Here is a 23,528-nt window from a genome sequence, read left to right on the forward strand (position 1 = left end):
GTCCGCAGCCGCGCCCGGCCCCGCGCGCCCGCCGCACCTCCTTCCGCGGCGCGAAGATCTCGCTGGCCGTCGTCTCGCTGCTGGTGATGGGCCTGACCGGGTACGCGTGGGCGGCCATGCAGGGCTTGGTCAACGGGCTGAACTACACGAACGTGATCAGCGACGGCGGCGGTGGCGACAAGCCCGCCGACGGCGCCCGCGACATCCTGCTGGTCGGCCTCGACAGCCGCACCGACGCCCAGGGCAACCCCCTGCCGCGCGAGGTGCTCGACGAGCTGCGCGCCGGCGACGCCGACGGCGAGCTCAACACCGACTCGCTGATCTTCGTGCACATCCCCAACGACGGCGGCAAGGCCGTCGCGATCTCGCTGCCCCGCGACACCTACGTCGACATCCCGGGCTACGGCAAGCACAAGATCAACTCGGCTTACGCGCGAGCGATGGTGTCGGCTCGCAGGGACCTGCAGAAGCAGGGCGTCACCGACCCGAAGGAGATCGACGTCAAGGCCAACCAGGCCGGGGCGAAGGAGCTGATCGACACGGTCCAGAAGCTCACCGGGTCGACCATCGACAACTACGCCGCGGTGAACCTGCTCGGCTTCAGCGAGATCACCAAGGCCATCGGCGGCGTCGACGTCTGCCTGAACAGCAACGTCAAGGACCAGTACTCCGGCGCGAACTTCACCAAGGGCCAGCACACGATCTCCGGTGTCGAGGCGCTCGAGTTCGTCCGGCAGCGCCACGGCCTGCCGAACGGCGACCTCGACCGCGTCGTGCGCCAGCAGGTGTTCATGGCCGGCATGGCGCGCAAGGTGCTTTCGGCGGGCACGCTGACCAACCCGGGCAAGCTCAACGACCTGATCGAGGCGATCAAGAAGTCGGTCGTGCTCAACCAGAACTGGGACATCTTCGGGTTCGCCCAGCAGATGAAGGGCCTGACCGGCGGCCAGCTGGAGTTCCGCACCATCCCGGTGAAGAACATCGACTACAAGACCCCCGAAGACGGCTCGGCCATCCAGATCGACCCCGCCGAGGTGAAGCAGTTCGTGCAGGGCCTCGCCGGGCCGCCGTCGAGCCAGCAGGCCCCGCCCGCCCAGCAGGCCGACCCCGCCAACAAGGCGACCACGGTCGACGTCCGCAACGCCTCCGGCCGCACCGGCCTGGCGGCAGGGGTCGCCAAGACCCTCGAGAGCAGGGGCTTCACCTCCGGCGAGACGGCCAACGCGACCGCGCGCAAGACCACGGTGATCTGGGTGCCGAAGGGCGGCAAGGACAAGGGCCAGGCCGTCGCGGACGCGCTGGGCGGCTCCCCGACGATCCAAGAGGACAAGAGCGTGCCGGCGGGCCACGTGACGGTGTTCCTCGGCGCCGACTACCAGGACACCGACGCGAGCTCGGGCGCCGGCGCCGCGGGGGCGACGTCGCAGGCAGCGTCCCCTCCGCCGGCCGCCACCGGCGAGGAGAAGCCGATCACCGCCGAGGGCGTTCCCTGCGTCAACTGACCCGGTGAGCGAGCCGCCGTTAACCCGATCGGCCTAACTCGCGCAATCGGTATCAAAGACATGCCCGAAATCGCGTAAGGGCCGGGCCTCAGCGCACTTACATACACGTGAGGGTGCACCTGCACGGGAATTATCACGCTCGTGCGGTGCCGTGGGAGCGCACGGCAGGGGACATTGATGTGCTGATCGACGCTGAGGAGTACCAGCGGATCCTCGGAGACGAGCTCCGCAAGCTCCGGCGCAGCCGAGGGTGGACGCGCAAGGAGCTGAACCAGCACTTGCAGAGCGAGATCTCGCTGCAGACGCTGGCCACCTACGAGCTGGGCACCAGACAGTGCTCCGTCGTGCGCCTGGTCGAGCTGTGCGTCGCGATGGACGAACTGCCCCAGGACCTGCTGGCCAAGGTGCACCGCCGGGTGTTCCTCGACGAGCCCGGCCGGGTCCGCGTCGACCTGCGCAAGGTCGTCGCCGACGCCCCGGCCGACCTGCTGCCGCTGCGCCGCTGGGCCGAGGACCGGCTGCGGCAGGCCGGCGAGCAGGGCGGCGGCGAGGTCGCCCTCGACCTGCCCGCCCTCGAGCGCATGGCCGAGCTGTGCAGCCTGCCGACGGTGGAGCTGATCGGCCGCCTCCGCCGCTACACCTCCCGCTGATCCCGGGCGGGTCCCTCACCCTCCGACGAGGGACCCGCCCGTTCACCCGACCAGGAAGTCCTCGCGCCGCACCTTCCGCGCGTCCAGCCAGTACCGCCAGGTGAAGCCGGGCCAGATCGTCCGGTTGACGCCCTTCGCGTCCAGGTACCAGCTCTTGCAGCCCCCGCGGGTCCAGATGCCCTTCGCGAGCTTGCGCTGGATCCGCGCGTTGAACCGCTCCTGGACCTCGGGTTTCGGTTCGATCGCCCGGCCACGGGCCAGCCGCAGCGCTTCGGCGATGTAGGCGATCTGGGCCTCGATCATGAACACGACGGAGTTGTGCCCCAGGCCGGTGTTCGGGCCGAGCAGGAAGAACAGGTTCGGGAACCCGGCGACGGTGATGCCGAGGTGCGTCCGCATCCCCTCGGTCGCCCACTCCTTGCCGAGGTTGCGCCCGCCGCGGCCGACGATCTCCAGGTCGTCGAAGGCGTCGGTGACGTGGAAGCCGGTGCCGTAGATGATGACGTCGGCTTCGTGCTCGACCCCCGCGGCGTCGACGACGCTGCGCTCGCGGACCTCCCGCACGCCCTCGGTCACGACGTCGACGTTGTCACGCGCCAGCGCCGGGTAGTAGTCGTTGGAGATGAGCACCCGCTTGCAGCCCATCGTGTAGTCCGGCGTCACCTTGCGCCGCAGCTGCGGGTCCTCGATCGCGCGGTCGATGTTGCGCTGGGCGATCCGCTGCCCGAGCTTCATCACCCACGACTGGCCGTTGAAGCCGATCGCCCGCGCTTCGAGCAGCCAGTAGAGCAGGGTGCGGTAGGCGCGCTGGGCCGGCGGGAACGCCTTGAACAGCGCGCGCGTCCGGCCGGACATCTCGTGGTCGGCCTTCGGCATGACCCACGGCGGCGTCCGCTGGAACAGCGTCAGCTCCGCCACCTCGGGCGCGATCGCCGGCACGAACTGCACCGCGCTGGCGCCGGTGCCGATGACGGCGACCTTCTTGCCCGCGAGGTCGACGTCGTGGCGCCACCGCGCCGAGTGGTAGGCCGGGCCCTCGAACCGCTCGATCCCGGGCAGCTCGGGGATCATCGGCAGGTGGAGCGCGCCGACCCCGGCGACCAGCGCGTTCGCCGCGAACTCGTCGCCGCCCCTCGTGGTGACGTGCCAGCGGTTCTCCTCCTCGTCCCAGCGGGCGCCGGTCATCTCCTGCCCGAAGCGGACGAACCGGCGCAGGTCGTGCTTGTCGGCGACCTCGCGCAGGTAGCGCCAGATCTCCGGCTGCGGCGAGTAGGCCCGCGACCAGCCCGGGTTCTGCTCGAAGGAGAACGAGTACATGTGCGACGGGATGTCGCAGGCGCAGCCCGGGTAGCTGTTGTCGCGCCAGGTGCCGCCGACGTCGTGGGCCTTTTCGAGGATGACGAAGTCCTCGCGGCCTTCCTTGCGCAGCTGGATCGCCATGCCGAGGCCGGAGAACCCGGTCCCGACGATGACGACCCCGGTCTCCGTGCGGTTGCCCATGACGCCTCCGGGTTCCTGTTACTCGTCGTCCATCTTACTGGGAGTAGGTTACCAGCGGTAGAGTGTTGCCCGTGACCACCGCCAAGCGCAAGCGCATGCCCCGGGCCGATCGGATGCGACAGATGATCGAGGTCGCCGAGCAGGTCTTTTCGGCACGCGGGTACGCGGCGGCGTCGATGGACGAGATCGCCGAACTGGTGGGCGTCTCGAAGCCGATGCTCTACGAGTACTTCAACTCGAAGGAAGGGCTGCTGCTGGCCTGCATCCGGGAGTCGCGGGCGGTGCTGCGCGAGGTCACCGAGCAGGCGACGGTCGGGGCGGTCGACGCCGAGGACGCGCTGCGGCGTGGCCTGCTGGCCTTCTTCGTCTTCATCCGGGAGCGCCGCCAGGCGTGGTCGCTGCTGCGGCACGAAATGGCACTGATCGGCACGCCGGCGGCCGACGAGGTCGAGGAGACCCGGCGCCAGCAGACCGACCTCATCGCCGCGCTGATGAGCGGCCACTTCGACACGGGGGACGACCTGAGGGCCGAAGCGGCCGCGGAATTCGTGGTCGGAGCGTGCGAGCGGCTCGCGATCTGGTGCGAGCGACACGAGGAAGTGAGCCCCGAAACGGCCACCGAATACGCCATGGACGTGCTGTGGACCGGGCTGCGGCACCGTGCCCGTTAGCGTGCGCGTGCACTAGGCCATGCAATGGTTACGCACAGCTATCGTGTCCTGTGACACAGAGTTGCTCTACTGTTCTGACGACAGGGTAGAAAGTGTGCTGGACTTTCACGGCCGGAGGAGGGGCTCGGGAGTCACGTCACGAAAGTGCGGTGACCGAGTCACGGTTGTGTAAGGATGCTGGTGAGGGAGAGGGGTGTGAGGCAGATGGTGGAAACGATCACGGCGACGTACGTGCAGGAAGACGCCGACTGGGCCATCACGGTCAGCGGCCGCGGCAAGGAGCTGACCGCTCGCGAGCCCGGCATCATCGCCGCGCGCGACCGGGCCGACCAGCTGGTCGAGGAGCTCGCGGGCGACGCCAAGACGACGGTGGTGCACCTGCTCAACGGCAGTGCACTGGACTTCACCAGCGCGTACATGACGGCCCGGCTGACGCTCCCGAAGCTGCCGCCGCTCGAGGTCCCGCCGCCCGGCAGCGTGCCGAAGCAGCAGACTCCGGCGTCCGCGGACAAGAAGCCCCAGCTGCCGCCGAGCAAGCAGCTCCCGAAGGCGGTCGAGGACCGCAAGGCCCCGGCCGAGCCGGCGCCCGCCGCGGAGAGCAAGGCGCCGGCCAAGCAGGCCTGAGCGCTACTTCAGGAGCTTGCGCACCAGCAGGACCAGCACCAGGACACCCGCACCGATCAGCGGGAACTTGACCTTGGGGTTGTCCAGCTTGGCGCGCACGCCGTCCTTGGCCGCGTCGGCGAGCTTCTTCGGGTCGGCCTTGACGGTCAGCTGGTCGAGCGTCGCCGCCAGAGCCGTCCTGGCCTGCTCGATCTCACGCTCGATCGTCTCGGGATCGCGGGCCACGTGTCCTCCTCGCCGCATGGGACTTCCGGGCCCCAACTTAGTCGACCGCCCCGCCGCCGCCGCACGGGCCACGCCGCACGCTAGGCTGCCCACTGCCGGGGGCCCGTAGCCCAATTGGCAGAGGCACACGGTTTAGGTCCGTGCCAGTGAGAGTTCGAGTCTCTCCGGGCCCACTCGGGGGTTGGGCGAGGTCTGCTCGCGGAAAGCGCTCGCCCTCTCCCCTCGTGGTGTCTTCTGGGGGTGCAACCCCCAGACCCCGCCCGGCGGGCTCCGCCCCCGGACCCCCGTCCGTGGTCACCCGCCCTCGGAGACCGAGATGTGCGGCGCGAGCGCCCTCAAGAAATCGGCCGCGTCGAACATCTCACCCGCCGTCGCGACGCCCTTCGCCTTCGTCCGCCCGGTCAGGATCCGGTCCACCGCCTCCACCGCCAGCGGCGCGCTGACCGCGTAGATGTCCTCGCCGCGCGCCACGATCCGGCGCTCGTCGTCCCCCGCCCGCACCACGACGTCCACCACGAACGTCTCGGCCGCGTCGCGCTCTCCGGCCGCCGCGAGGCCCTGCGCCGCGTCGACCGTCATGTAGCTGACGACGTCGCGGACCTCCAGGTGCCGCGGGATCGTGACGATGTCGGCCATCGAGAACTCGGCGAAGACGGGCCGCGAGCCCAGCGGCTCGGGGAACGGCCACTCGCGTGTCGGCAGGGCGTCGTCGCGGTACTCCAGCCGTCCGCCCGCGTAGCGGATGCGCTTGCCGCCACGGCGTTCCCGGGAGACCCGGCCCGCGGCGAGGGTCCCGGCCGTCGGGCGCCAGCCACTGAGCCCGTAGGCGACGTGCACCTCGTCGGCCGCCGTCCAGTCGCCCATCGCCGCCGTGGCCAGCAGGTCGGCCAGGCCGCCGAAGAACGCCATCGCGGGCACCACCGCGGTGTCCGCCGTCAGCGCGAGGGTGTCGAGGTTCGCCTCGATTTCGGCGGCGACGTCCACGTACGGCACGCCGGCGCGGATGGCCGCCCCGGCGACCGGCAGGGCCGTCTCCGCGAACGGGCCCGCGCAGTTGATCACCGCGTCGACGCCGTCGAGCGCGCGGTCGAGGGAGGCGGGATCAGCGGCCGACGCCGGTCGCCCGCCCGGCAGCTTCGCCGCGTCACGTCCGGAGAGGACCGCGTCGAACCCGCGTTCCCGCAGCTCAGCCACCACGAAGCGGCCCGTGTGCCCGTAGGCGCCGTAAACCAGTACCGAAGTCATGCGGCCATCCTGATCGGCCGGGAACGCCGTCACCAGTGTCCGGAACGACGAGGTGCGTACACTTTCGGACATGCACGCCGTCGCCCTCGCCGCCACCGACGGGATGCTGTCGTTCGAGCTGACGATCGCCACCGAGGTGTTCGGCGACGACCCCCGGTACCGCTTCGCGGTCTGCGGCTCGGCCCCGGTGCGGGTGGGCCGGTTCGTCCTGGAGCCGGACCACGGGCTCGACCGGCTGGCGCGGGCGGACACGGTGCTCGTCCCGGGCTGGGCCGACGTCGACCGGCCGCCGCCGGCCGACCTGATCGACGCCGTGCGCGCGGCCCACGCCCGCGGCGCACGGGTGGCCTCGCTCTGCACGGGCGCGTTCGTGCTGGCGGCCGCGGGTCTCCTGGACGGCTTGCGGGCCACCACGCACTGGGCCCACACGGACGTTCTCGCCGCCCGCCACCCGCGCGTGACGGTGGACCCGGACGTGCTCTACGTCGACAACGGCCGGATCCTCACCTCGGCGGGCAAGGCGGCGGCCATGGACCTGTGCCTGCACCTGGTGCGCGCCGACCACGGCCCGGCGGCGGCCAACGCGATCGCCCGCCGCCTGGTGGTGCCGCCGCACCGCGCGGGCGGCCAGGCCCAGTTCGTCCCGGCTCCGGTCCCGGCCCGCGACGACCACCCGCTGGCCGCGCTCCTCCCGTGGATCACGGCCCGCCTCGACCGGCCGCTGACGGTGGCGGACCTGGCCCGCCGCGCGAACATGAGCTCCCGCCACCTGGGCCGCCACTTCCGGTCGGCCACCGGGACGACGCCGTTGCAGTGGTTGCTGAACCAGCGCATCCGCCGGGCACAGGAACTGCTGGAGAACACGGACGCGAGCATCGACGCGGTCGCGGAGGCGGTCGGCATGGGCACGGCGACGACCTTGCGGCGGCATTTCAACCGGACGGTCGGGGTGCCGCCGGACACCTACCGCCGGACGTTCCGGAACTAGGGGCGTGCGGGCAACCGGCCGATGCCTCGATCGCACAGGCGGTTGAACTCCGCCCGGTGCGGGCCGGTGGCCCGGTTCCAGAAGGGGATCCCGGTCGCCTGTTCGGCTCCGTGCGGGCCGACGCCGACTTCGATCTTGGCCCAGCCGCCTCGGGGTGGTACGTCGAAGTAGTACTGCACCGCTTCCGCGTCCGGCACCGGAGCCTGGCCGAAATAGCCGAACTCGCGGTTGAGCTCGCGCAGCTGCTGTTCCAGATCGGCCCGGTCCGCCGCGGGGATGCGGTTCCACTGCGCCCGGGTCGTGATCGTGGCGTCGCGGAAGCCGAGCCGGGGGTTGTCGTAGACCAGGTGCTCGGTCCTGGTCATCGGACGGCAGCCCTCGCCGAGCCCTTGGGCGCCCTGCCGGGCCTGCGCCGGGCCGGGGGTGCGCGTCAGGTTGGTGATCAGGGTCCGCTCGAAGCCGGCACTGACCTGGCAGGAGTTCATCACGAGCCGGTTCGGGCCGAACTGGTCCCGCCACCGCACGAACGCGGGGTCGCCACCGAAGAGCGCGTCGATCGCCGCAGCGTCGTAGAACCGGGCGTTGTGCTGCCAATGCGGGGGCGCCTGCGCCCCGAGCCGATCTTCCGAGCCGTGGATGGACAGCACCAGCGTCCACTCCCCGGCGGCGCGGCGGCTCATGAGGATCGCTTTGGCGCGTGCCAGGTCGTCGGCGTAGGTGCCACCACCGGCGTTCAGGCCTCGGTCCCGGACCACGATGTAGAGCAGCGGGCCGGACGGTGCCGGGGCCGGGGCTCTCGGCGCCCGGCGCTGACGTTGGACGACCAGCTCGGCGACGGCCCGGTTACCCGCGTTCCGCTGGAGTTCGACGAGCGCGGGTGGTGCGCTGATCCGCCGCTGCGGCGCGACCCGGGCGGCCGGCGCAGCGGGCGGTGCGAATTCGCGGCCCGCGCTCACCCATGAAGTGTCACACAGCGGAGCCCGCCCGCCGAGGCAGAGAAACCTGCCCCTCCGTGCGACCTGCCGGGCCCGCACCGCCGATCCGTTCAAGACCGGCGGCACCGGCGGGTGCGACCCTGGCGGCATGCCCGTGAACCTTCCCGCGGCGGCGTCCTTCATGGCGACGCACGCCCGCCTCCTCGACCGCCGCCGCTTCGAACTGCTCGCCGGCGCCGCCGGTGCCGACGCGGTGCTGGCCGCCGTCGACGGCTACCGCAACTCGGACGGCGGCTACGGCTGGGGCCTCGAGCCGGACCTGCGGGCTCCGGAAAGCCAGCCCGGCGGCGCCCTGCACGCCTTCGAGGTGTTCGAGGAGATCGCCCCGGCGACGACGCCGCACGCGGCGAAGCTCTGCGACTGGCTGGCCACGGCGTCCCGTCCGGACGGCGGCCTGCCGTTCGCCGTGCCGGTGGCGGACCCGGCCGGCTGCGCGCCCTTCTGGGTCCAGGCCGATCCGGCGGAGGCCACGCTGCAGAGCACCGCGTTCACCGCCGGCGTGGCCCTGCGCGTCGCCCGCCACGACCGGGCCGTGCGCGAGCACCCGTGGCTGGCCGCGGCGACGCAGTACTGCTTCCGCGCCATCCGCGAGCTTTCCGCGCCGCCGCACGCGATCGCGTTGTCCTTCGCGGTGCAGTTCGCGGACGCGGCGCACGAACTCCACGAGGAGGCGGCCGCGCTCCTGGACCACCTCGCCACGTTCGTCCCGGCCGACGGACTGGCCCCGGTGGCCGGTGGTTCGGACGGCGAGACCCTCCGCGCCCTCGACTTCGCCCCGCTGCCGGACCGCCCGGCGCGCGCGTTGTTCACCGACGACGTCATCGACGCCGAGCTGCGGCGGCTCGCGGCCGCGCAACAGGACGACGGGGGCTGGCGGGTGGATTTCGCGAGCTTCTCGCCCGCCGCGGCCCTCGAGTGGCGCGGTTACGCGACCGTGCGTGCGGTGACGATTCTGCGCCGTCACGGACTGGCCTGAACTTCTACACGAGCGAAATCGAAGTTCACCCGGCCGTGGCGAGTCGACCGGGGACGGCCGCCCGTGCCTTCCGGTGTGCGTGACCGAACGCGTACTGTGACGGTGCAGAACCGCGCCCCCGGAGGTGAAGCGTGTCGTCGCGCAACCCGTTGCACTGGATCGCCCGCTGGGCGGACTGGTTCGAGGAGCGCGGCGTGTACGTGCCCGGCGAGGAGAGCCGCGCGGTCGACCCGGTCCGGGATTTCGGCTGGCTGATGACGGCGTGGGTGGCCGGCGTCGCGATCTTCATCCTGTTGTTCGCGCTCGCGGTTTAAGTGGCATGTGGGCAGAGATTGTCACCAGCCGTGCCGTTCCGGTCACGGATTGGCCACGGGGTGGCACCAGGTGCGCGACAACCGGCGGTTGCGCCTCGTAACCGCGCGCGATCACGGCCAGAGTGGAGCGGGTTCGCCCGGCAATCCCCCGTTGCCGACGGCACCGACCCGCCGACTGGAGTACCCGCAATGGCGCTCGCGCGCACCCGCAAGATCATGTTCGCCGCAGGACTGCTCGGCCTGGCGGTGGCGTGCGGGGTCCCTTCGCCTCACGAAGGCACCGCGGCACTCGGCGCGGCGGCGGGCTCCCCGGCGGGTGCCGGCGCTTCGGCCTCCCCGGCGGGCAACGACCTCAAGTTCGGCGTGGACCACCGGTTCGCCAGCGGCCTCACCATCTCCGTCGGCTCCCCGCAGTCGTTCCGCCCCAGCCCCTCGGCGTACCCGCAGAGCCCGCGCGGCGCGGCGTTCGACGTCCAGCTGACCAACGACGGCTCGACGACGTACAAGCTCTCGGGCCTCAACGTCACCGCCACCTCCGGCGGCACGGCGGTCAAGCAGGTCGTGGACACCACCCAGGGCTTCACCGGCATCACCGACGCGGGCAAGGACGTGCTGCCGGGCCGCTCGGTGCACCTCACGCTGGCGTTCGCGGTGCCGCGCGAGCAGACGCAGCTGCGGCTGCAGATCCGGCCGAGCGCGACCGAACCCGCCGCGGTCACCTACTGCGGTCCCGCCTGACGTTAGGCTCGGCGCATGACCGAGCGCCTTTCCCCCGGTGACGCAGCCCCGGACTTCACCCTGCCCGACAGCGAGGGCAAGGAGGTGTCCCTGCGCGACTTCCGCGGCAGGAACGTGGTGGTGTACTTCTACCCGGCGGCGAGCACCCCGGGCTGCACCAAGCAGGCCTGCGACTTCCGCGACAACCTCGCCGAGCTGAACGACGCCGGCTACCAGGTGGTCGGCATTTCGCCGGACACGCAGGCGAAGCTCGCGAAGTTCGCCGCGAACGAGAGCCTGACGTTCCCGCTGCTGGGCGACCCGGAGAAGACGGTCATCGAAGCGTGGGGCGCGTACGGCGAGAAGAAGAACTACGGCAAGACGTACCTGGGCGTGATCCGCTCGACGTTCGTCGTCGACGCGGAGGGCAAGATCGCCCACGCCTTCTACAACGTCCGGGCGACCGGCCACGTGGCGAAGCTGATCCGGGACCTCGGTTTGGCTTCCTGAAACCCGAACGGGCCGGTGCTGCGGACCTAACCCAGGTCACGCAGCGCCGGCACCAGCAGCCGCAAAGCCAGGCCCCGGTGGGAAACCGCGTCCTTCTCCGCCGGTTCCATCTCCGCCGACGTCCGCGACTCCCCGTCCGGCCGGAAGATCGGGTCGTACCCGAACCCGTTCGTCCCACGCCGTTCCCGGACGAGCGTTCCCCGCCACTCGCCCCGGACCACCGTCTCCTCCCCCGACGGCAGCACCAACGCCGCCGCGCAGACGAACTGCGCTCCACGCCGCTCGTCCGGCACGTCACGAAGCTGCCCCAGCACCAGGTCCAGGTTCGCCTCGTCGTCCCCGTGCCGTCCGGACCACCGGGCCGACAACACTCCCGGCATCCCGTTCAGCGCGTCCACGGCGATACCGGAGTCATCGGCGATCGAAGGCAAACCCGTTGCGGCAACGGCATCACGGGCCTTCGCCACCGCGTTGCCCTCGAAGTCCGGCGCCGTCTCCGGCGCCTCCGGGAACGAAGGCACGTCGGCGAGACCGATGACCTCGAGACCCGAAAGACCCTCCGCCGCCACGATGCGCCGCAGCTCGCCGAGCTTCTTCGCGTTGCGCGTGGCCAGAAGCAGCTTCGTCACTTCGAGCCCTTCTTCTTGTCCGGACGCGGCTCCGGCAGCTCGCCCGGGTACGGCAGCGCCAGCGCCTCGTTCTGCAACCGGGTCAGTTCCGCGCAGCCCGCCAGCGCCATGTCCAGCATCCTGTCCAAAGTGGACCTCGCGAAGGTCGCGCCCTCGCCGGTGCCCTGGACCTCGATCAGCGTGCCCGCGTCCGTGGCCACCACGTTCATGTCGACCTCGGCGCGCGAGTCCTCTTCGTACGGCAGGTCCAGCCGGACGCGGCCGTCGACCACGCCGACGCTGACCGCCGCCACGGACGACGACAGCGGCTGCGGGTCGTTGAGCCGGTTCGCCGCGCCCAGCCAGGTGATCGCGTCCGCCAGGGCGACGTAGCCGCCGGTCACCGCGGCCGTGCGGGTGCCGCCGTCGGCCTGGATGACGTCGCAGTCGATGACGATCGTGTTCTCGCCCAGCGCCGCCAGGTCGATGCAGGCGCGCAGGGACCGGCCGATCAGCCGGGAGATCTCGTGCGTGCGGCCGCCGATCCGGCCCTTCACCGACTCGCGGTCACCGCGCGTGTTGGTCGCCGACGGCAGCATCGCGTACTCCGCCGTCACCCAGCCGAGGCCGGAGCCGGCCCGCCAGCGCGGCACCCCTTCGGTGACGCTCGCCGCGCACAACACCCGCGTGCCGCCGAATTCGATCAGCACCGACCCGGCCGGCCACTGCTGGAACCCCCGGGTGATCTTGATGTCACGGAGCTGGTCGTCGTTCCTGCCATCTTTACGAGCCACAGGTGCACTCTATGACCGCCCGCTCAGACGTCGTAGACGGCACCCTGCTTGACGACCTCGGCCCCGGGGAACCCGGCCGAGGCCTCGGCCAGCACCGCCCCGGCGTCGGTCCAGGGCGCGATGTGCGTCAGCAGCAGCCGCCCGACGCCGGCGTCGCGCGCCAGCTCGCCGGCCTGCTTGCCCGACAGGTGCACGCCGGCCGGGCGTTCGGCCGAGTCCGTCCAGGACGCTTCGGCGAGCAGCAGGTCGACGCCGTCGGCGAGCTCGTTCAGCGCCGTGCACGGGCCGGTGTCGCCGGTGAACGCGAGGATCCGGCCGCCGTAGGAGATGCGCAGGCCGTACGCCGGGGTCGGGTGGTCGACCTCGACCGCGACGACCTCGAACGGCCCGATGCGGAACGGCTCGGGCCGCAGCGGGCGGAAGTCGTACACGTCCGAGAGGTCCGTGACGGCCCGCTCGGTCTCGTTGGGCGCGTACGCGTTGGCCAGCCGGACCGGGGCGTCCGGCGGGGCGTACAGCGGCAGCAGCCGCGGGCGCGCCGGGTACGGCGGCGCCGGGTGGTAGCGCCGCAGGACGGTCAGCGCGCTGACGTCGGCGCAGTGGTCGGGGTGCAGGTGCGTGAGCACGAGCGCGTCCAGGTCGAACGGGTCGGCCACGGCCTGCAGCTGCGCGAGCGTGCCGTTGCCGAGTTCGAGGCCGAGCAGGAAGCCCTCGGCCTCGACCAGGTAACCGGACGCGGCGGCGTTCGGCCCGGGGATGCTGCCGGAGCACCCGAGGATGGTCAGTCGCACGACGACACCCTAAGCGTCCACCGCCGCGATCACGCGGTGGTGGGAGCGAGGACACCCGGAGCGAACCCCATGAACCGCTGGGCGAGCCGGGTGAACGGCTCCGCCGACCCGGTGGCGAGGAACTCGTGCCGCGGCGGGGTCTCCCGCGCGGCCAGCAGGTCCTGCTCGGTGAGCACGCGGACGAGGTCCTTCGCCGTCTCGTCGGCACTCGAAACCAGGGTGACCTCCTGGCCCATCACGATCTGCAGCACCCCCTGCAGCAGCGGGTAGTGCGTGCAGCCGAGCACCAGCGTGTCGACCTGGGCGTCGAGCAGCGGCTGGAGGTAGCCCTGCGCCAGCCCGAGCACCTGGCGCCCGGTCGTGATGCCGCGCTCGACGAAGTCGACGAACCGCGGGCAGGCGACGCTGGTGAGCGTGATGTCCGGGGCCGCGGCGAAGGCGTCTTCGTAGGCCCGCGACCGCACGGTGCCCTCGGTGCCGATCACGCCGACGCGGCCGGTGTGCGTCGCCACGACGGCGCGGCGCGCGGCGGGCAGGACGACCTCGATCACCGGCACGTCGTAGCGCTCGCGAGCGTCGCGCAGGCAGGCCGCCGACGCCGTGTTGCAGGCGATCACCAGTGCCTTCACGCCGCTCTCGACCAGCTCGTCGAGCGCCGCGAGGGCGTAGTTGCGGGCGGTGGCGATCGGGAGCGGGCCGTACGGGTTGTGCGCCGTGTCGCCGACGTAGCGGAGCTGCTCGGCGGGCAGCTGCTCGAGGATCGCCCTCGCGACCGTCAGCCCGCCGACGCCGGAATCGAACACGCCGATCGGGGCATCAGCGGGCGGAGACGTCACCCTTCGAGGTTACCCGGGACGGTCTTGCGGGAGCGCCGGGTGGTCAGCCAGGCCGCGAGGACGCCCGCCAGCGCGCCGAAGACGTGACCCTGCCACGAGACGCCGGGGTTGCCCGGCAGCAGCCCGGCCAGCATGCCGCTCCACACGCCGAGCAGGACGACGGCGACCAGGATCTGCCCGGCCGCGCGGTTGAACAGGCCGCGGACCAGCAGGTAGGCGAGCCAGCCGAAGGCCAGCCCGGACGCGCCGACGGTGACGCCGTCCGACGGCCCGACCAGCCACACGCCGAGTCCGGAGACCACCCAGATGATGGCCGTGACCAGCGCGAACCGGCCGATCCCGGCGGCCATCGCGAGGAACGAGAACACCAGCACCGGGACCGTGTTCGCGAACAGGTGCGACCAGCCGGCGTGCAGGACCGGGGCGAACAGCACGCCGTCCAGCCCGGACAGCGCCCGCGAGTGGATGCCGCCCTGGTCCAGATCACCGGGGAGGATGACATCGACCAGCTCGACCAGGTACAGCAGCAGGGTGAACGACAGCGCGACGATCGCGGCCGCCACCGGTTTCGGCGGCAGCACGCGCTTGGCGGCGGCGGTTTCCGGGGCGCGGTTCAAGGTGCTCACGCCTTCGAGGCTACGTCCGGGCACGACCCCTTCACCTCGGGTGAAATCCCTGATCCGGGAGTTTGTCGGTGGTCGCCGCTAGCTTGTCGGACATGGACGTCACCGGTTATCTCGCGCGGCTCGGCCTCGATCCCGAACCGCCGAGCGCAGCAGCGCTGCGGCGCCTGCACGCCGCCCACGTGGAACGCGTGCCGTACGAGGCACTGGAGATCCAGCTCGGGCGGCCGACCCCGCTCGACCCGGCGGCGTCGCTGGCGCGGATCCTGCGGGGCCGCGGCGGGTACTGCTACCACCTGAACGGGGCGTTCTCGGCGTTGCTGGCGGCGCTCGGCTACCAGGTCACGCGGCACCTGGGCGGAGTGCAGGGCAGTGCGGCGGACGCGCCGAACGTCGACCGGAACCACCTGGCGCTGACCGTCACCGGGCTGCCGGACGCCCCGGAGACGGCGTGGCTGGTCGACGCGGGGCTCGGGGACGGCCCGCACGAGCCGCTCCCCCTCCGGGAAGGCACCTACGTGCAGGGCCCGCACACGTATCGGCTGCGGCCGTCGGAAGTGGCTCCGGGCGGCTGGCGGTTCGAGCACGACCCGGCGGGCAGCTTCACCGGCATGGACTTCGCGCCCGGCGTCGCGGAGATGGCGGACTTCGCGGAGAAGCACGCCTGGCTGTCCACGGCACCCGAGTCCGGGTTCGTGCGGGTCTGCGTGGTGCAGCGGCGGGACGAGGCGGGCGTGGACACGCTGCGGGCGCTGACCCTGAACCGCCACGGAGCGAAGGAACTGGTCGAGTCACCCGGCGACTGGTGGGCGGCCGCCGGTGACGTGTTCGGCATCCCGGCGGCGCTGTTCACGGCGGCGGAGCGCGAGCGGCTGTGGCGGCAGTGCGTCGCGCAGCACGAGGCTCACGTCGGCGGCAAGGGCAGCGAGGTGGTGCCGAGCGCGTAGTCCACCGCCGCTTCGGCGTGCAGGCGGGTCGTCGGGAAGGTCGGCACCGGGGAGTCCTCGGGGCCGACCAGCAGCTCGATCTCCGTGCAGCCGTAGATGACGCCCTCGGCGCCCGCGTCGGCCAGCCGCGCGATCACGCCGCGGTAGGCCTCCCGCGAGGCGGCTTCGACGACGCCGAGCACCAGCTCGTCGTAGATGATCCGGTGCACGAGGGCGCGGTCTTCGGCGCTCGGCACGAGCACGTCGAGGCCGTGCGCGGCGAGGCGGTCGCGGTAGAACGGCTGCCCCATGGTGAACCCGGTCCCGAGCAGCCCGACGCGGCGGATCCCGGCGGCCTTGACGGCCGAGGCGGTGGCGTCGCCGAGGTGCAGCAGCGGGATGCCGAGGCCTTGTTCCAGCCGGTCGGCGACCTTGTGCATGGTGTTGGTGCAGAGCACGACGAAGTCGGCTCCGGCCGCTTCGAGGGCCTTGGCGGCCCGGTTCAGCTCGGCGCCGGCGTCGTCCCACCGGCCGTCGGCCTGCATCTGCTCGATGGCGGCGAAGTCGACGGAGTACAGCACGGTGTGCGCGGAGTGGAACCCGCCGAGGCGGGCTTTCACCCGCTCGTTGACGAGCCGGTAGTACTCGCTCGAGGATTCCCAGCTCATCCCGCCGAGCAGCCCGATGACCTTCATGCCGTCAGGATGCCTAAGCCCAGAGCTGCCCGTCGAGCCGCTCCGCCGCCTCGTCCAGCGACCCCGAGTACGCCCCGGTGGACAGGTACTTCCACCCGGCATCGGCGACGACGAACGCCACGTCCGCCTGCTCACCCCGGGCCGCGGCCTTCTCGGCCACCGCCAGCGCCGCGTGGAGCACCGCGCCCGTCGAGATGCCCGCGAAGATGCCTTCGTGCTCCAGCAGCTCCCGCGTGCGCCGCAGAGCGTCGTACGCCCCCACGGAGTACCGGCCGTTGAGCACCGAAGGGTCGTACAGCTCCGGCACGAACCCTTCGTCGAGGTTGCGCAGGCCGTACACCAGCTCGCCGTAGCGCGGCTCGGCCGCGATGATCTGGACGTCCGGCTTGGCCTCGTGCAGGTAGCGCCCGACGCCGACCAGCGTCCCGGTCGTGCCGAGACCGCCCACGAAGTGCGTCAGCGTCGGCAGGTCCTTGAGCAGCTCCGGGCCGGTGCCGCGGTAGTGCGCGTCGGCGTTGGCCGGGTTGCCGTACTGGTAGAGCATCACCCAGTCCGGGTTCGCCTCGGCCAGCTCCTTCGCCCGGCGGACGGCCTCGTTCGAGCCGCCCGCGGCCGGCGAGAAGACGATCCGCGCGCCGTAGGCCTGCAGCAGCTGCTTGCGCTCGGTGGAGGTGTTCTCCGGCATCACGCAGACCAGCCCGTAGCCCTTGAGCTTGGCGGCCATGGCCAGCGAGATGCCGGTGTTGCCCGACGTCGGCTCCAGGATCGTGGAGCCGCGCCGGAGCTTGCCTTCGCGCTCGGCGGCTTCGATCATGGCCAGCGCGGGCCGGTCCTTGATCGAGCCGGTCGGGTTGCGGTCCTCCAGCTTCGCCCACAGGCGCACGTCGTGCGTCGGGGAGAGCCGGGGCAGCCCGACCAGCGGGGTACCGCCGAGCGCGTCGAGCAGCGACTCGAAGCGAGCCATCGATCAGCCACCGGCCACGGCGGGGAGGATGGTCAGGGTGTCGCCGTCCTTGACCTCGGCCTCGAGCCCGCCGGCGAAGCGCACGTCCTCGTCGTTGACGTAGACGTTGATGAAGCGGTGCAGCTTCTCCTCCTTGACCAGGCGCGCCTTGATGCCGGCGTGCCGGGCCTCGACGTCGTCGATGACCTCGAGGACGGTCGTGCCCTTCGCCTCGACGGACTTCTCGCCGCCGGTGTGGGTGCGCAGGATCGTCGGGATGGAGACGGTCACGGCCATGGGTTCTTACCTCCGGTGGGTTCTTACACGCAGACGCCGGTGGCGCGGCGGTTTATTCCGACAGGGTCAGCCGATGATCTCGACCGGCTCCTCGGTGATCTCGGCGTCCACGATCCGGTACGACCGGAACTCGTGCACTTCGGGGTCGCGGGTGGAGACGAGGACGTAGTGCGCGTCCGGCTCGGCCGCGATGTTCGCGTCGGTCCGCGACGGGTAGGCCTCGGTCGCGGTGTGCGAGTGGTAGATGACCACCGGCACCTCGTCGTTCGCGGCCATCTCGCGGTAGAGCTTCAGCAGGTCACCGCTGTCGAACTCGTAGAACGTCGGCGACCGGGCCGCGTTCAGCATGGGGATGAACCGTTCGGGGGAATCCGAGCCCTCGGGCCCGGCGATCACCCCGCACGCCTCGTCGGGGTGGTCACGACGGGCGTGGGCGACGATCTCGTCGACGAGTTCACGGCGGATCCGGAGCACACCGACATCTTAGGTGGTGGACAACGCCGGTCCAGATGATGAGATATACCGCTCACCAGCGGTTCCCGGGATACTGGGCGGGTGCCCCTGTCGTCGAAGGTCCGTGACCGGTGCCGGATGTACCTCGGCACGGACGAGCGGATCCAGTACCTGATCCCCGGCATGTCGCTGTACGTGAACCGCATGCGCCTGCGGGTCGGTTTCCTGGTCATGGTGACCGACCGGCACGTCACCCTGCTGGCCTGCAGCCGCTGGACGCTGAACCGGCCTAAGCAGATCTGGGAACGCCTGCCGCGCGACACCGAACTGGGCCCGCTCGAGATCCATCCCTCGCTCGGGCCGATCCTGTCCGTCGGCGGCATCGACCTCGAGATCGACGAGGAATACATCGCCGCGGTCCGCGCGGCGAACCTGGAGGCCGCCGGCGACGCCCTGCCCGAAGACCCCTACCCGGGCGCCTGACCGAACGCTTCGGGCCAGACGTCCCGGTAGGCGGGCACGCCACCCGCGGTGGTCGCCGCCAGAAGGCCGTGCACCATCGCCCGCGCGAACACCCGCGCCGCGGCCGAGCACAGCGCGTCCAGGGCCGCCGGGCGCGCCGCCGCACCGAACGGGCCGCTCGCGTCCGGCAGCTCGCGCGCCCCCGTGGCCAGCGCGAACACCGTGTCGCCGTCGAACATCGTGTGGGCCGGACGGACCGCCCGCGCCAGCCCGTCCTGCGCCGCGACCGCGATCCGCCGCGCTTCGGCCTTCGACAGCGCCGCGTCGACCGCGACCACGCCGATCGTCGTGTTGAGGTCCGTCCGGCGGGACGGCAGGTCGGCGGCCCGCGAAGGCCACGTCACGCCGAAGTCGCCGTGGTCGGCCGCGTAGGCCCGGCCGGTCGTCAGGTCCACGGCCTCGCCGGCCGCGTTCACCGCCGCCAGTGCACCCACCGTGAACTCGCCCACGACCTCGCTGGCCGACCCGATCCCGCCCTTCAGCGACCCGACCGCCGCCCCCGCGCCCGCGCCGACCGTCCCCATGGCGAACGAGTCCGAGGCGGCCGAGCAGGCCGCGTACCCGAAGGAAGCGTCCGGCCGGTTGCCCCACTCGCTGCGCGGCAGGTCGAACAGCACGGCCGCGGGCACGATCGGCACCACCTCGTGCGGTTGCGTCCCGACGGGGAAGCCCAGGTTGCGCTCCGCCAGCCACCGCATGACGCCGTCGGCCGCGGCGAGCCCGTACGCCGAACCGCCGGAGAGGCACACGGCGTTGACCCGCTGGACCAGGTTCTCCGGTTCGAGGAGGTTCGTCTCCCGGGTGCCGGGCGCGCCGCCGCGCTGGTCGACCGCGCCGACCGCACCCCCGGGCACCAGCACCACCGTCGTGCCGGTGGCCCAGCCGTCGCCGACCCGCTCGTGGTGCCCGACCAGGACACCCGGCACGTCGGTGATCATCCGGTCAGCGCCTGGATCAGCGTCTCCTGCACCCACGTCAGCCAGTGGTAGACGCCGAGGTGGGGCGCCCGCGGGTCGTCCTCGGGCAGCTCGTCGGGCATGTCCTCGGTGACGTCGAGCGCGGTGCCCAGCGCCAGCCGGACGTCGTTGAGCGCGCCCAGCCAGGCGTCGGCCTGCTCCTCGGTCAGCCGGACGTGGCCGCCGTCGCGGGGCAGCGTGTCGAGCACGATCTTGGCCACGCCGACCTTGATGTCGAGCAGCTCCGGCTCGTGCAGCGAGCGCATCGCCGCGACCGAGTCGATGTCCTCACGGGACGGGTTGTCCGGGTCGAGCTTGTGGAAGTCCGGCAGCAGCCGCGAGAGCACCGGGTCGTCCGGGGACTCGGTGGGCCCGGTCCGGATGCCGGTGAGCTCGGCGAGCTCGTCCTGGGGTGCCTCTTCGGCCCGCGCGGTGAGCATGTCCTCGAGCTGGCTGACCAGCCCACGCAGCACGGCCGCTTCCTGCTGCTCGAACCCCGCGTGGATCACCGCGCCCTTGCGCCGCCAACCGTTCACGAGGGCTGCTCCATGGTGGCCCAGAGGCCCGCCGCGTGGAGTTTCGCCACGTCCGTCTCCACCTTCTCCTTGCTGCCCGACGACACGATCGCCTTGCCCTTGTGGTGCACGTCCAGCATCAGCTTGGTGGCGTGGTCGCGGCTGTAGCCGAACAGCTTCTGGAAGACGTACGTCACGTACGACATCAGGTTCACCGGGTCGTTCCAGACCACGGTCCGCCAGGGGGTGTCCGACTCGGCGACTTCCGCACCGGCCGGTTCGACCTGCGTCTGTTCGGATGCAACAGGCGTGGACATGCACCCCATGGTGTCACGGGGGTGACGGGGTACGCCGCGCCAGGTCCGGCCATGTGGGTGAATAGGCTTACCCCATGGGTTCACCGGAGCCGGTCACGGCCAGCACTGCGCTGCTCACCGACCACTACGAGCTGACCATGCTGGGCAGCGCGCTCGCCGACGGGACGCACGCGCGGCCCTGCGTGTTCGAGGTCTTCGCCAGGAGGCTGCCGGACGGGCGCCGCTACGGCGTCGTCGCGGGCACCGCGCGGGTGCTCGACGCGATCGCGGACTTCCGCTTCACCGACGCCGAACTGGCGCAGCTGGAGGCCACCGCGGTCGTCGACGAAGCGACGCTGGCCTGGCTCGCCGACTACGAGTTCTCGGGCGACATCGACGGCTACCCCGAGGGCGAGCTGTACTTCCCGGGCTCGCCGATCCTCACCGTCACCGGCTCGTTCGGCGAATGCGTGCTGCTCGAGACGCTGGTGCTGTCCATCCTCAACCACGACAGCGCCATCGCGTCGGCGGCGGCCCGGATGTCCGGCGCCGCGCACGGCCGCCCGATCATCGAGATGGGTGGCCGCCGCACGCACGAGTACGCCGCCGTCGCGGCCGCGCGTGCCGCCTACCTGGCCGGGTTCGCGACGACGTCCAACCTGGAAGCCGGGCGCCGCTACGGCATCCCGACGCGCGGCACCGTCGCGCACGCCTTCATGCTGCTGCACGACAGCGAGGAGGCGGCCTTCCGCGCCCAGGTGGACAAGATGGGCGCGGACACCACGCTGCTGGTCGACACCTACGACATCACCGCGGGCATCGAGACGGCGGTCCGCGTCGCCGGGCCCGAGCTCGGCGCGATCCGGATCGACTCCGGTGACGTCGGCCCGCTCGCCCGCCGCGCCCGCGAGCAGCTGGACTCCCTCGGCGCGAAGGACACCCGGATCGTGGTGTCCGGCGACCTCGACGAGCACGCCATCGCGGCGCTGCGCGCGGAGCCGGTGGACGCGTACGGCGTCGGCACCTCGGTGGTCACCGGGTCCGGCGCGCCGACCGCCGGCATGGTCTACAAGCTGGTCGAGGTGGACGGCAAGCCGGTCGCCAAGCGCAGCGCGCACAAGGAGTCGCGCGGCGGGCGCAAGTCCGCGCTGCGGCGCCACCGCGGCACCGGCACCGCGGTCGAGGAGGTCGTCTGGACGACCTCCGGCGACGCGCCCGAGCCCGAAGCCAACGACCGGCCGCTGCAGATCCCCCTGATCCGCGCTGGCCGCCCGGAGCCGGACCTGCCTACGCTCGACGACGCGAGGCAGCGGCTGCGCCGCGGCCTGGTCAGCCTGCCCTGGGAGGGCCTCAAGCTCTCGCACGGCGAGCCCGCCATCCCGACGCTGTTCTTGTAACCGGCACTGCGCTGAGAGGGAGTACGACCGATGGGTACCGCGCTGATCGTCGTGGACGTGCAGAACGACTTCTGCGAAGGGGGCTCGCTCGGCCTGCCGGGTGGCGCCGCCGCGGCCGCCGCCATCTCGAAGCAGGCCGCCGAGGGCGGCTACAGCCACGTCGTCGCCACCCGGGACAACCACATCGACCCGGGTGACCACTTCAGCGAGACGCCGGACTGGAAGGACAGCTGGCCGGTGCACTGCGTGGCCGGCACGGCGGGTGCGTCGTTCCACTCCGCGCTCGACGTCGTCCCGATCGGCGAGGTGTTCTCCAAGGGCGAGTACAGCGCCGCGTACTCCGGCTTCGAGGGCGCGGCCCGCGACGGGAAGTCCCTGGAAGCGTGGCTGCGCGAGCACGACGTGACCGACGTCGACGTCGTCGGCATCGCGACGGACTTCTGCGTGCGCGCGACGGCCCTCGACGCGAAGAAGGCCGGCTTCGGCGTGCGGGTGCTGCTGGACCTGACCGTCGGCGGCTCGCAGCCGACGGTCGACGCGACGCTGAAGGACTTCGACGAGGCGGGCGTCGCGTACACCGGCACCGCCGTCGTCGGCCCGGCCGCGTGAAGGACCTCCAGGCGGCACTGGCGGAACACCGGCTCGTCGCGATCCTGCGTTCTTCGGACGCTTCCCGGTTCGCCGACGCCGCGATGGTGCTGCACGCGGCGGGCATCCGGCTGCTCGAAGCGACGCTGACGACTCCGGGCGCGCCCGCGGCCATCACCGCGCTGCGGCTGGCGCTGGGCGAAGACGCGCTGATCGGGGCGGGCAGCGTCCGCGAACCGTCCGATGTGGACATCGCGGTGGACGCGGGTGCCGCCTACCTGATCACGCCGACGGTCAACCCGGCGGTGCTCGAGCGCGCCGCGGCCCTGGACACGCCGGTGATCTGCGGCGCGCTGACGCCGACGGAGATCGACCAGGCGTGGCGGCTCGGCGCGGCCGCGGTGAAGGTGTTCCCGGTCGCGGCCGTGGGCGGGGTCGCGTACCTGCGGGCGGTGCGGGCGCCGCTGCCGGACGTCCCGCTGGTGCCGACCGGCGGCGTCCACCTGGCCGACGTCGAGGGCTACCTGCGCGCGGGCGCGATCGCGGTCGCCGCGGCGACGCCGTTGCTGGGCGACGCCCTGTCCGCCGGCGGCAGCCTGCCGGACCTGGCCACCCGCGCGGGCGAGTTCGTCGCGGCCACCGCCCGCTTCGCCACGGCCTGAGCTACTTCTTGCCGAACGGGTCGCAGGCGGCCGTGCCCAGGTAGATGTCGCCGCTCGCCGGGCCGCCCTGCGGGAACAGCTTGATGTGCACCGCGTGCGTCACCAGGCTGCCGTCCGGCGGCTGGGGCGTCACGGTCTCGTTGAGCACCACTGTCGCCAACGCCGTGCCCGCCGCGCCGCCGGGGATGACGATCCGGTAGTTCGGCGGGATCTCCTCCGGGACGGTGACGCCCTCGACGGCGCCGACCGCCACCTCGCCGAGGCTGCCGGTGGCCGTCGTCGCGCACTTCGCCGAGAACGTCCGGACGGTGAGTTCCGGGCCGCCGTAGCGCATCAGCACGGTCGCCTTGAAGCGGCGGCCCGCCGCCTGTGCGATCGCCGTCTCGCCGGACCGCCCGCAGCCGGTGTCCCCGGCCCCGAACACGGCGATGTCGCCGGTGGCGCCACCCTGCGTCCAGCCCTTGTACGGGCCGTCGACGGTGCATTTCGCCAATTCACCGGTGACGATCTGCTCGTTGTCGATCGTCACGTCCACCGAGCCGGACGACGCCCATCCGGTGGACCGCACGGGGGCGGCCGCGCCGAGGAGCGGAAGGGCCAGCGTCGTCACGGCCAGCAACCGATATGTCCTCTTCCTGGCGTTCCGCATGCTTCGGCCTCCTCGGTCCCGTGACAGATCGCAGTCGTCCCCTTTCGTCATCGGCCGGTC

Annotated in this window: 31 protein-coding genes and 1 tRNA gene; 15 read left to right on the forward strand and 17 right to left on the reverse strand. The window is 72.0% G+C overall.

Annotated elements, in window-relative coordinates:
* Both IE317_RS38750 and IE317_RS38755 read left to right on the forward strand, forming a co-directional pair.
* Positions 1–1,502: LCP family protein (locus IE317_RS38750; RefSeq protein ID WP_229903145.1), on the forward strand; the 1,502-nt coding region annotated here is incomplete at its 5' end.
* A gap of 179 nt (positions 1,503–1,681) precedes the next feature.
* Complete coding sequence (locus tag IE317_RS38755; RefSeq protein WP_191316353.1) at positions 1,682–2,152, forward strand: helix-turn-helix domain-containing protein; 471 nt, start codon at positions 1,682–1,684, stop codon at positions 2,150–2,152.
* Positions 2,153–2,194: 42 nt separating this feature from the next.
* On the opposite strand, the gene IE317_RS38760 is transcribed toward IE317_RS38755, so the two are convergent.
* Positions 2,195–3,652 carry a flavin-containing monooxygenase gene (locus IE317_RS38760; protein WP_191316354.1) on the reverse strand — a complete coding sequence of 486 codons (1,458 nt, stop codon included), beginning with the start codon at positions 3,650–3,652 and terminating at the stop codon, positions 2,195–2,197.
* A 113-nt stretch (positions 3,653–3,765) separates the two neighbouring features.
* Here IE317_RS38760 and IE317_RS38765 point away from each other — a divergent pair, with 113 nt between their 5' ends.
* Positions 3,766–4,323 carry a TetR/AcrR family transcriptional regulator gene (locus tag IE317_RS38765; RefSeq protein WP_191316408.1) on the forward strand — a complete coding sequence of 186 codons (558 nt, stop codon included), beginning with the start codon at positions 3,766–3,768 and terminating at the stop codon, positions 4,321–4,323.
* Positions 4,324–4,527: 204 nt separating this feature from the next.
* Positions 4,528–4,947: a hypothetical protein gene (locus tag IE317_RS38770; RefSeq protein WP_191316409.1), complete on the forward strand. Its 420-nt coding sequence runs from the start codon at positions 4,528–4,530 to the stop codon at positions 4,945–4,947.
* A 3-nt stretch (positions 4,948–4,950) separates the two neighbouring features.
* Here IE317_RS38770 and IE317_RS38775 read toward each other — a convergent pair whose 3' ends face one another.
* Positions 4,951–5,172, reverse strand: a complete 222-nt coding sequence (locus IE317_RS38775) for a DUF3618 domain-containing protein (protein WP_004559246.1) — start codon at positions 5,170–5,172, stop codon at positions 4,951–4,953.
* A 99-nt stretch (positions 5,173–5,271) separates the two neighbouring features.
* On the opposite strand from IE317_RS38775, the gene IE317_RS38780 reads away from it, so the two are divergent.
* Positions 5,272–5,345: transfer RNA gene (locus IE317_RS38780), tRNA-Leu, on the forward strand.
* A gap of 121 nt (positions 5,346–5,466) precedes the next feature.
* Here IE317_RS38780 and IE317_RS38785 read toward each other — a convergent pair.
* Entirely contained in the window at positions 5,467–6,417 is a 951-nt protein-coding gene (locus IE317_RS38785; RefSeq protein WP_191316355.1) for a saccharopine dehydrogenase NADP-binding domain-containing protein, read from the reverse strand.
* Between the two features lie 70 nt (positions 6,418–6,487).
* On the opposite strand from IE317_RS38785, the gene IE317_RS38790 reads away from it, so the two are divergent.
* Positions 6,488–7,405 (forward strand): helix-turn-helix domain-containing protein, encoded by a 918-nt coding sequence (locus IE317_RS38790; protein WP_191316356.1) that lies wholly within the window; start codon positions 6,488–6,490, stop codon positions 7,403–7,405.
* Here IE317_RS38790 and IE317_RS38795 read toward each other — a convergent pair.
* Positions 7,402–8,361, reverse strand: coding sequence for a hypothetical protein (locus IE317_RS38795; RefSeq protein WP_191316357.1), 960 nt, complete (start codon positions 8,359–8,361; stop codon positions 7,402–7,404). The genes IE317_RS38790 and IE317_RS38795 overlap by 4 nt on opposite strands.
* Positions 8,362–8,488: 127 nt before the next feature.
* On the opposite strand from IE317_RS38795, the gene IE317_RS38800 reads away from it, so the two are divergent.
* From IE317_RS38800 to bcp, 4 genes are all read left to right on the forward strand, one after another.
* Positions 8,489–9,376, forward strand: coding sequence for a hypothetical protein (locus IE317_RS38800; RefSeq protein ID WP_191316358.1), 888 nt, complete (start codon positions 8,489–8,491; stop codon positions 9,374–9,376).
* Between the two features lie 131 nt (positions 9,377–9,507).
* Positions 9,508–9,690 carry a hypothetical protein gene (locus IE317_RS38805; protein ID WP_191316359.1) on the forward strand — a complete coding sequence of 61 codons (183 nt, stop codon included), beginning with the start codon at positions 9,508–9,510 and terminating at the stop codon, positions 9,688–9,690.
* Positions 9,691–9,879: 189 nt separating this feature from the next.
* Entirely contained in the window at positions 9,880–10,428 is a 549-nt protein-coding gene (locus IE317_RS38810; protein WP_191316360.1) for a hypothetical protein, read from the forward strand.
* Positions 10,429–10,443: 15 nt separating this feature from the next.
* On the forward strand, positions 10,444–10,917 hold the full coding sequence (gene bcp / locus IE317_RS38815) for a thioredoxin-dependent thiol peroxidase (RefSeq protein WP_191316361.1): 474 nt from the start codon (positions 10,444–10,446) through the stop codon (positions 10,915–10,917).
* 26 nt (positions 10,918–10,943) lie between these two features.
* Here bcp and rdgB read toward each other — a convergent pair whose 3' ends face one another.
* Genes rdgB through IE317_RS38840 form a run of 5 tightly spaced genes read right to left on the reverse strand, consistent with a single transcriptional unit; the run spans position 10,944 to position 14,572 of the window.
* Positions 10,944–11,546, reverse strand: a complete 603-nt coding sequence (gene rdgB, locus IE317_RS38820) for an RdgB/HAM1 family non-canonical purine NTP pyrophosphatase (RefSeq protein ID WP_191316362.1) — start codon at positions 11,544–11,546, stop codon at positions 10,944–10,946.
* Positions 11,543–12,319: a ribonuclease PH gene (gene rph, locus IE317_RS38825; RefSeq protein ID WP_191316363.1), complete on the reverse strand. Its 777-nt coding sequence runs from the start codon at positions 12,317–12,319 to the stop codon at positions 11,543–11,545. Before rph ends, rdgB begins: the two co-directional genes overlap by 4 nt.
* A gap of 23 nt (positions 12,320–12,342) precedes the next feature.
* Positions 12,343–13,110, reverse strand: coding sequence for an MBL fold metallo-hydrolase (locus tag IE317_RS38830; protein WP_191316364.1), 768 nt, complete (start codon positions 13,108–13,110; stop codon positions 12,343–12,345).
* Between the two features lie 29 nt (positions 13,111–13,139).
* Positions 13,140–13,946, reverse strand: coding sequence for a glutamate racemase (gene murI, locus IE317_RS38835; protein ID WP_191316365.1), 807 nt, complete (start codon positions 13,944–13,946; stop codon positions 13,140–13,142).
* Complete coding sequence (locus IE317_RS38840; RefSeq protein WP_191316366.1) at positions 13,943–14,572, reverse strand: rhomboid family intramembrane serine protease; 630 nt, start codon at positions 14,570–14,572, stop codon at positions 13,943–13,945. Before IE317_RS38840 ends, murI begins: the two co-directional genes overlap by 4 nt.
* Positions 14,573–14,655: 83 nt before the next feature.
* Here IE317_RS38840 and IE317_RS38845 point away from each other — a divergent pair, with 83 nt between their 5' ends.
* Entirely contained in the window at positions 14,656–15,516 is an 861-nt protein-coding gene (locus IE317_RS38845) for an arylamine N-acetyltransferase family protein (protein ID WP_191316410.1), read from the forward strand.
* Here the strand turns inward: IE317_RS38845 and IE317_RS38850 are convergent.
* The 4 genes from IE317_RS38850 to IE317_RS38865 form a co-directional block, all read right to left on the reverse strand.
* A complete protein-coding gene (locus tag IE317_RS38850) occupies positions 15,474–16,190 on the reverse strand; it encodes an aspartate/glutamate racemase family protein (RefSeq protein WP_191316367.1) in 717 nt (238 codons plus the stop codon). The genes IE317_RS38845 and IE317_RS38850 overlap by 43 nt on opposite strands.
* A 13-nt stretch (positions 16,191–16,203) precedes the next feature.
* Positions 16,204–17,154: a PLP-dependent cysteine synthase family protein gene (locus IE317_RS38855; RefSeq protein ID WP_191316368.1), complete on the reverse strand. Its 951-nt coding sequence runs from the start codon at positions 17,152–17,154 to the stop codon at positions 16,204–16,206.
* A gap of 3 nt (positions 17,155–17,157) precedes the next feature.
* Positions 17,158–17,430 carry a MoaD/ThiS family protein gene (locus tag IE317_RS38860; protein ID WP_191316369.1) on the reverse strand — a complete coding sequence of 91 codons (273 nt, stop codon included), beginning with the start codon at positions 17,428–17,430 and terminating at the stop codon, positions 17,158–17,160.
* Positions 17,431–17,496: 66 nt separating this feature from the next.
* Complete coding sequence (locus IE317_RS38865) at positions 17,497–17,904, reverse strand: Mov34/MPN/PAD-1 family protein (RefSeq protein ID WP_191316370.1); 408 nt, start codon at positions 17,902–17,904, stop codon at positions 17,497–17,499.
* Between the two features lie 81 nt (positions 17,905–17,985).
* Between IE317_RS38865 and IE317_RS38870 the strand changes: the two genes are divergently transcribed.
* A complete protein-coding gene (locus IE317_RS38870) occupies positions 17,986–18,366 on the forward strand; it encodes a hypothetical protein (protein ID WP_229903146.1) in 381 nt (126 codons plus the stop codon).
* Here the strand turns inward: IE317_RS38870 and IE317_RS38875 are convergent.
* The 3 genes from IE317_RS38875 to clpS are packed head-to-tail and all read right to left on the reverse strand — an operon-like array spanning position 18,351 to position 20,193.
* A complete protein-coding gene (locus IE317_RS38875) occupies positions 18,351–19,343 on the reverse strand; it encodes a P1 family peptidase (protein ID WP_191316371.1) in 993 nt (330 codons plus the stop codon). The two genes, IE317_RS38870 and IE317_RS38875, sit on opposite strands and share 16 nt — an antisense overlap.
* A complete protein-coding gene (locus IE317_RS38880) occupies positions 19,340–19,897 on the reverse strand; it encodes a DUF2017 domain-containing protein (RefSeq protein WP_043776746.1) in 558 nt (185 codons plus the stop codon). The genes IE317_RS38875 and IE317_RS38880 overlap by 4 nt, the downstream gene beginning before the upstream one ends.
* Entirely contained in the window at positions 19,894–20,193 is a 300-nt protein-coding gene (gene clpS, locus IE317_RS38885) for an ATP-dependent Clp protease adapter ClpS (RefSeq protein ID WP_004560461.1), read from the reverse strand. Before clpS ends, IE317_RS38880 begins: the two co-directional genes overlap by 4 nt.
* Positions 20,194–20,267: 74 nt before the next feature.
* Between clpS and IE317_RS38890 the strand changes: the two genes are divergently transcribed.
* From IE317_RS38890 to IE317_RS38900, 3 genes are read left to right on the forward strand one after another with little or no spacing between them, the layout of a single operon-like run.
* Positions 20,268–21,569, forward strand: coding sequence for a nicotinate phosphoribosyltransferase (locus tag IE317_RS38890; RefSeq protein ID WP_191316372.1), 1,302 nt, complete (start codon positions 20,268–20,270; stop codon positions 21,567–21,569).
* A 30-nt stretch (positions 21,570–21,599) separates the two neighbouring features.
* Complete coding sequence (locus tag IE317_RS38895) at positions 21,600–22,178, forward strand: isochorismatase family protein (RefSeq protein WP_191316373.1); 579 nt, start codon at positions 21,600–21,602, stop codon at positions 22,176–22,178.
* Positions 22,175–22,819, forward strand: coding sequence for a bifunctional 4-hydroxy-2-oxoglutarate aldolase/2-dehydro-3-deoxy-phosphogluconate aldolase (locus IE317_RS38900; protein ID WP_191316374.1), 645 nt, complete (start codon positions 22,175–22,177; stop codon positions 22,817–22,819). Before IE317_RS38895 ends, IE317_RS38900 begins: the two co-directional genes overlap by 4 nt.
* 1 nt (position 22,820) lies before the next feature.
* Here IE317_RS38900 and IE317_RS38905 read toward each other — a convergent pair whose 3' ends face one another.
* Complete coding sequence (locus IE317_RS38905; protein WP_191316412.1) at positions 22,821–23,438, reverse strand: choice-of-anchor P family protein; 618 nt, start codon at positions 23,436–23,438, stop codon at positions 22,821–22,823.
* Between the last annotated feature and the right edge of the window lie 90 nt (positions 23,439–23,528).

This window comes from Amycolatopsis bullii, assembly GCF_014654205.1.
Taxonomy (GTDB): domain Bacteria; phylum Actinomycetota; class Actinomycetes; order Mycobacteriales; family Pseudonocardiaceae; genus Amycolatopsis; species Amycolatopsis plumensis.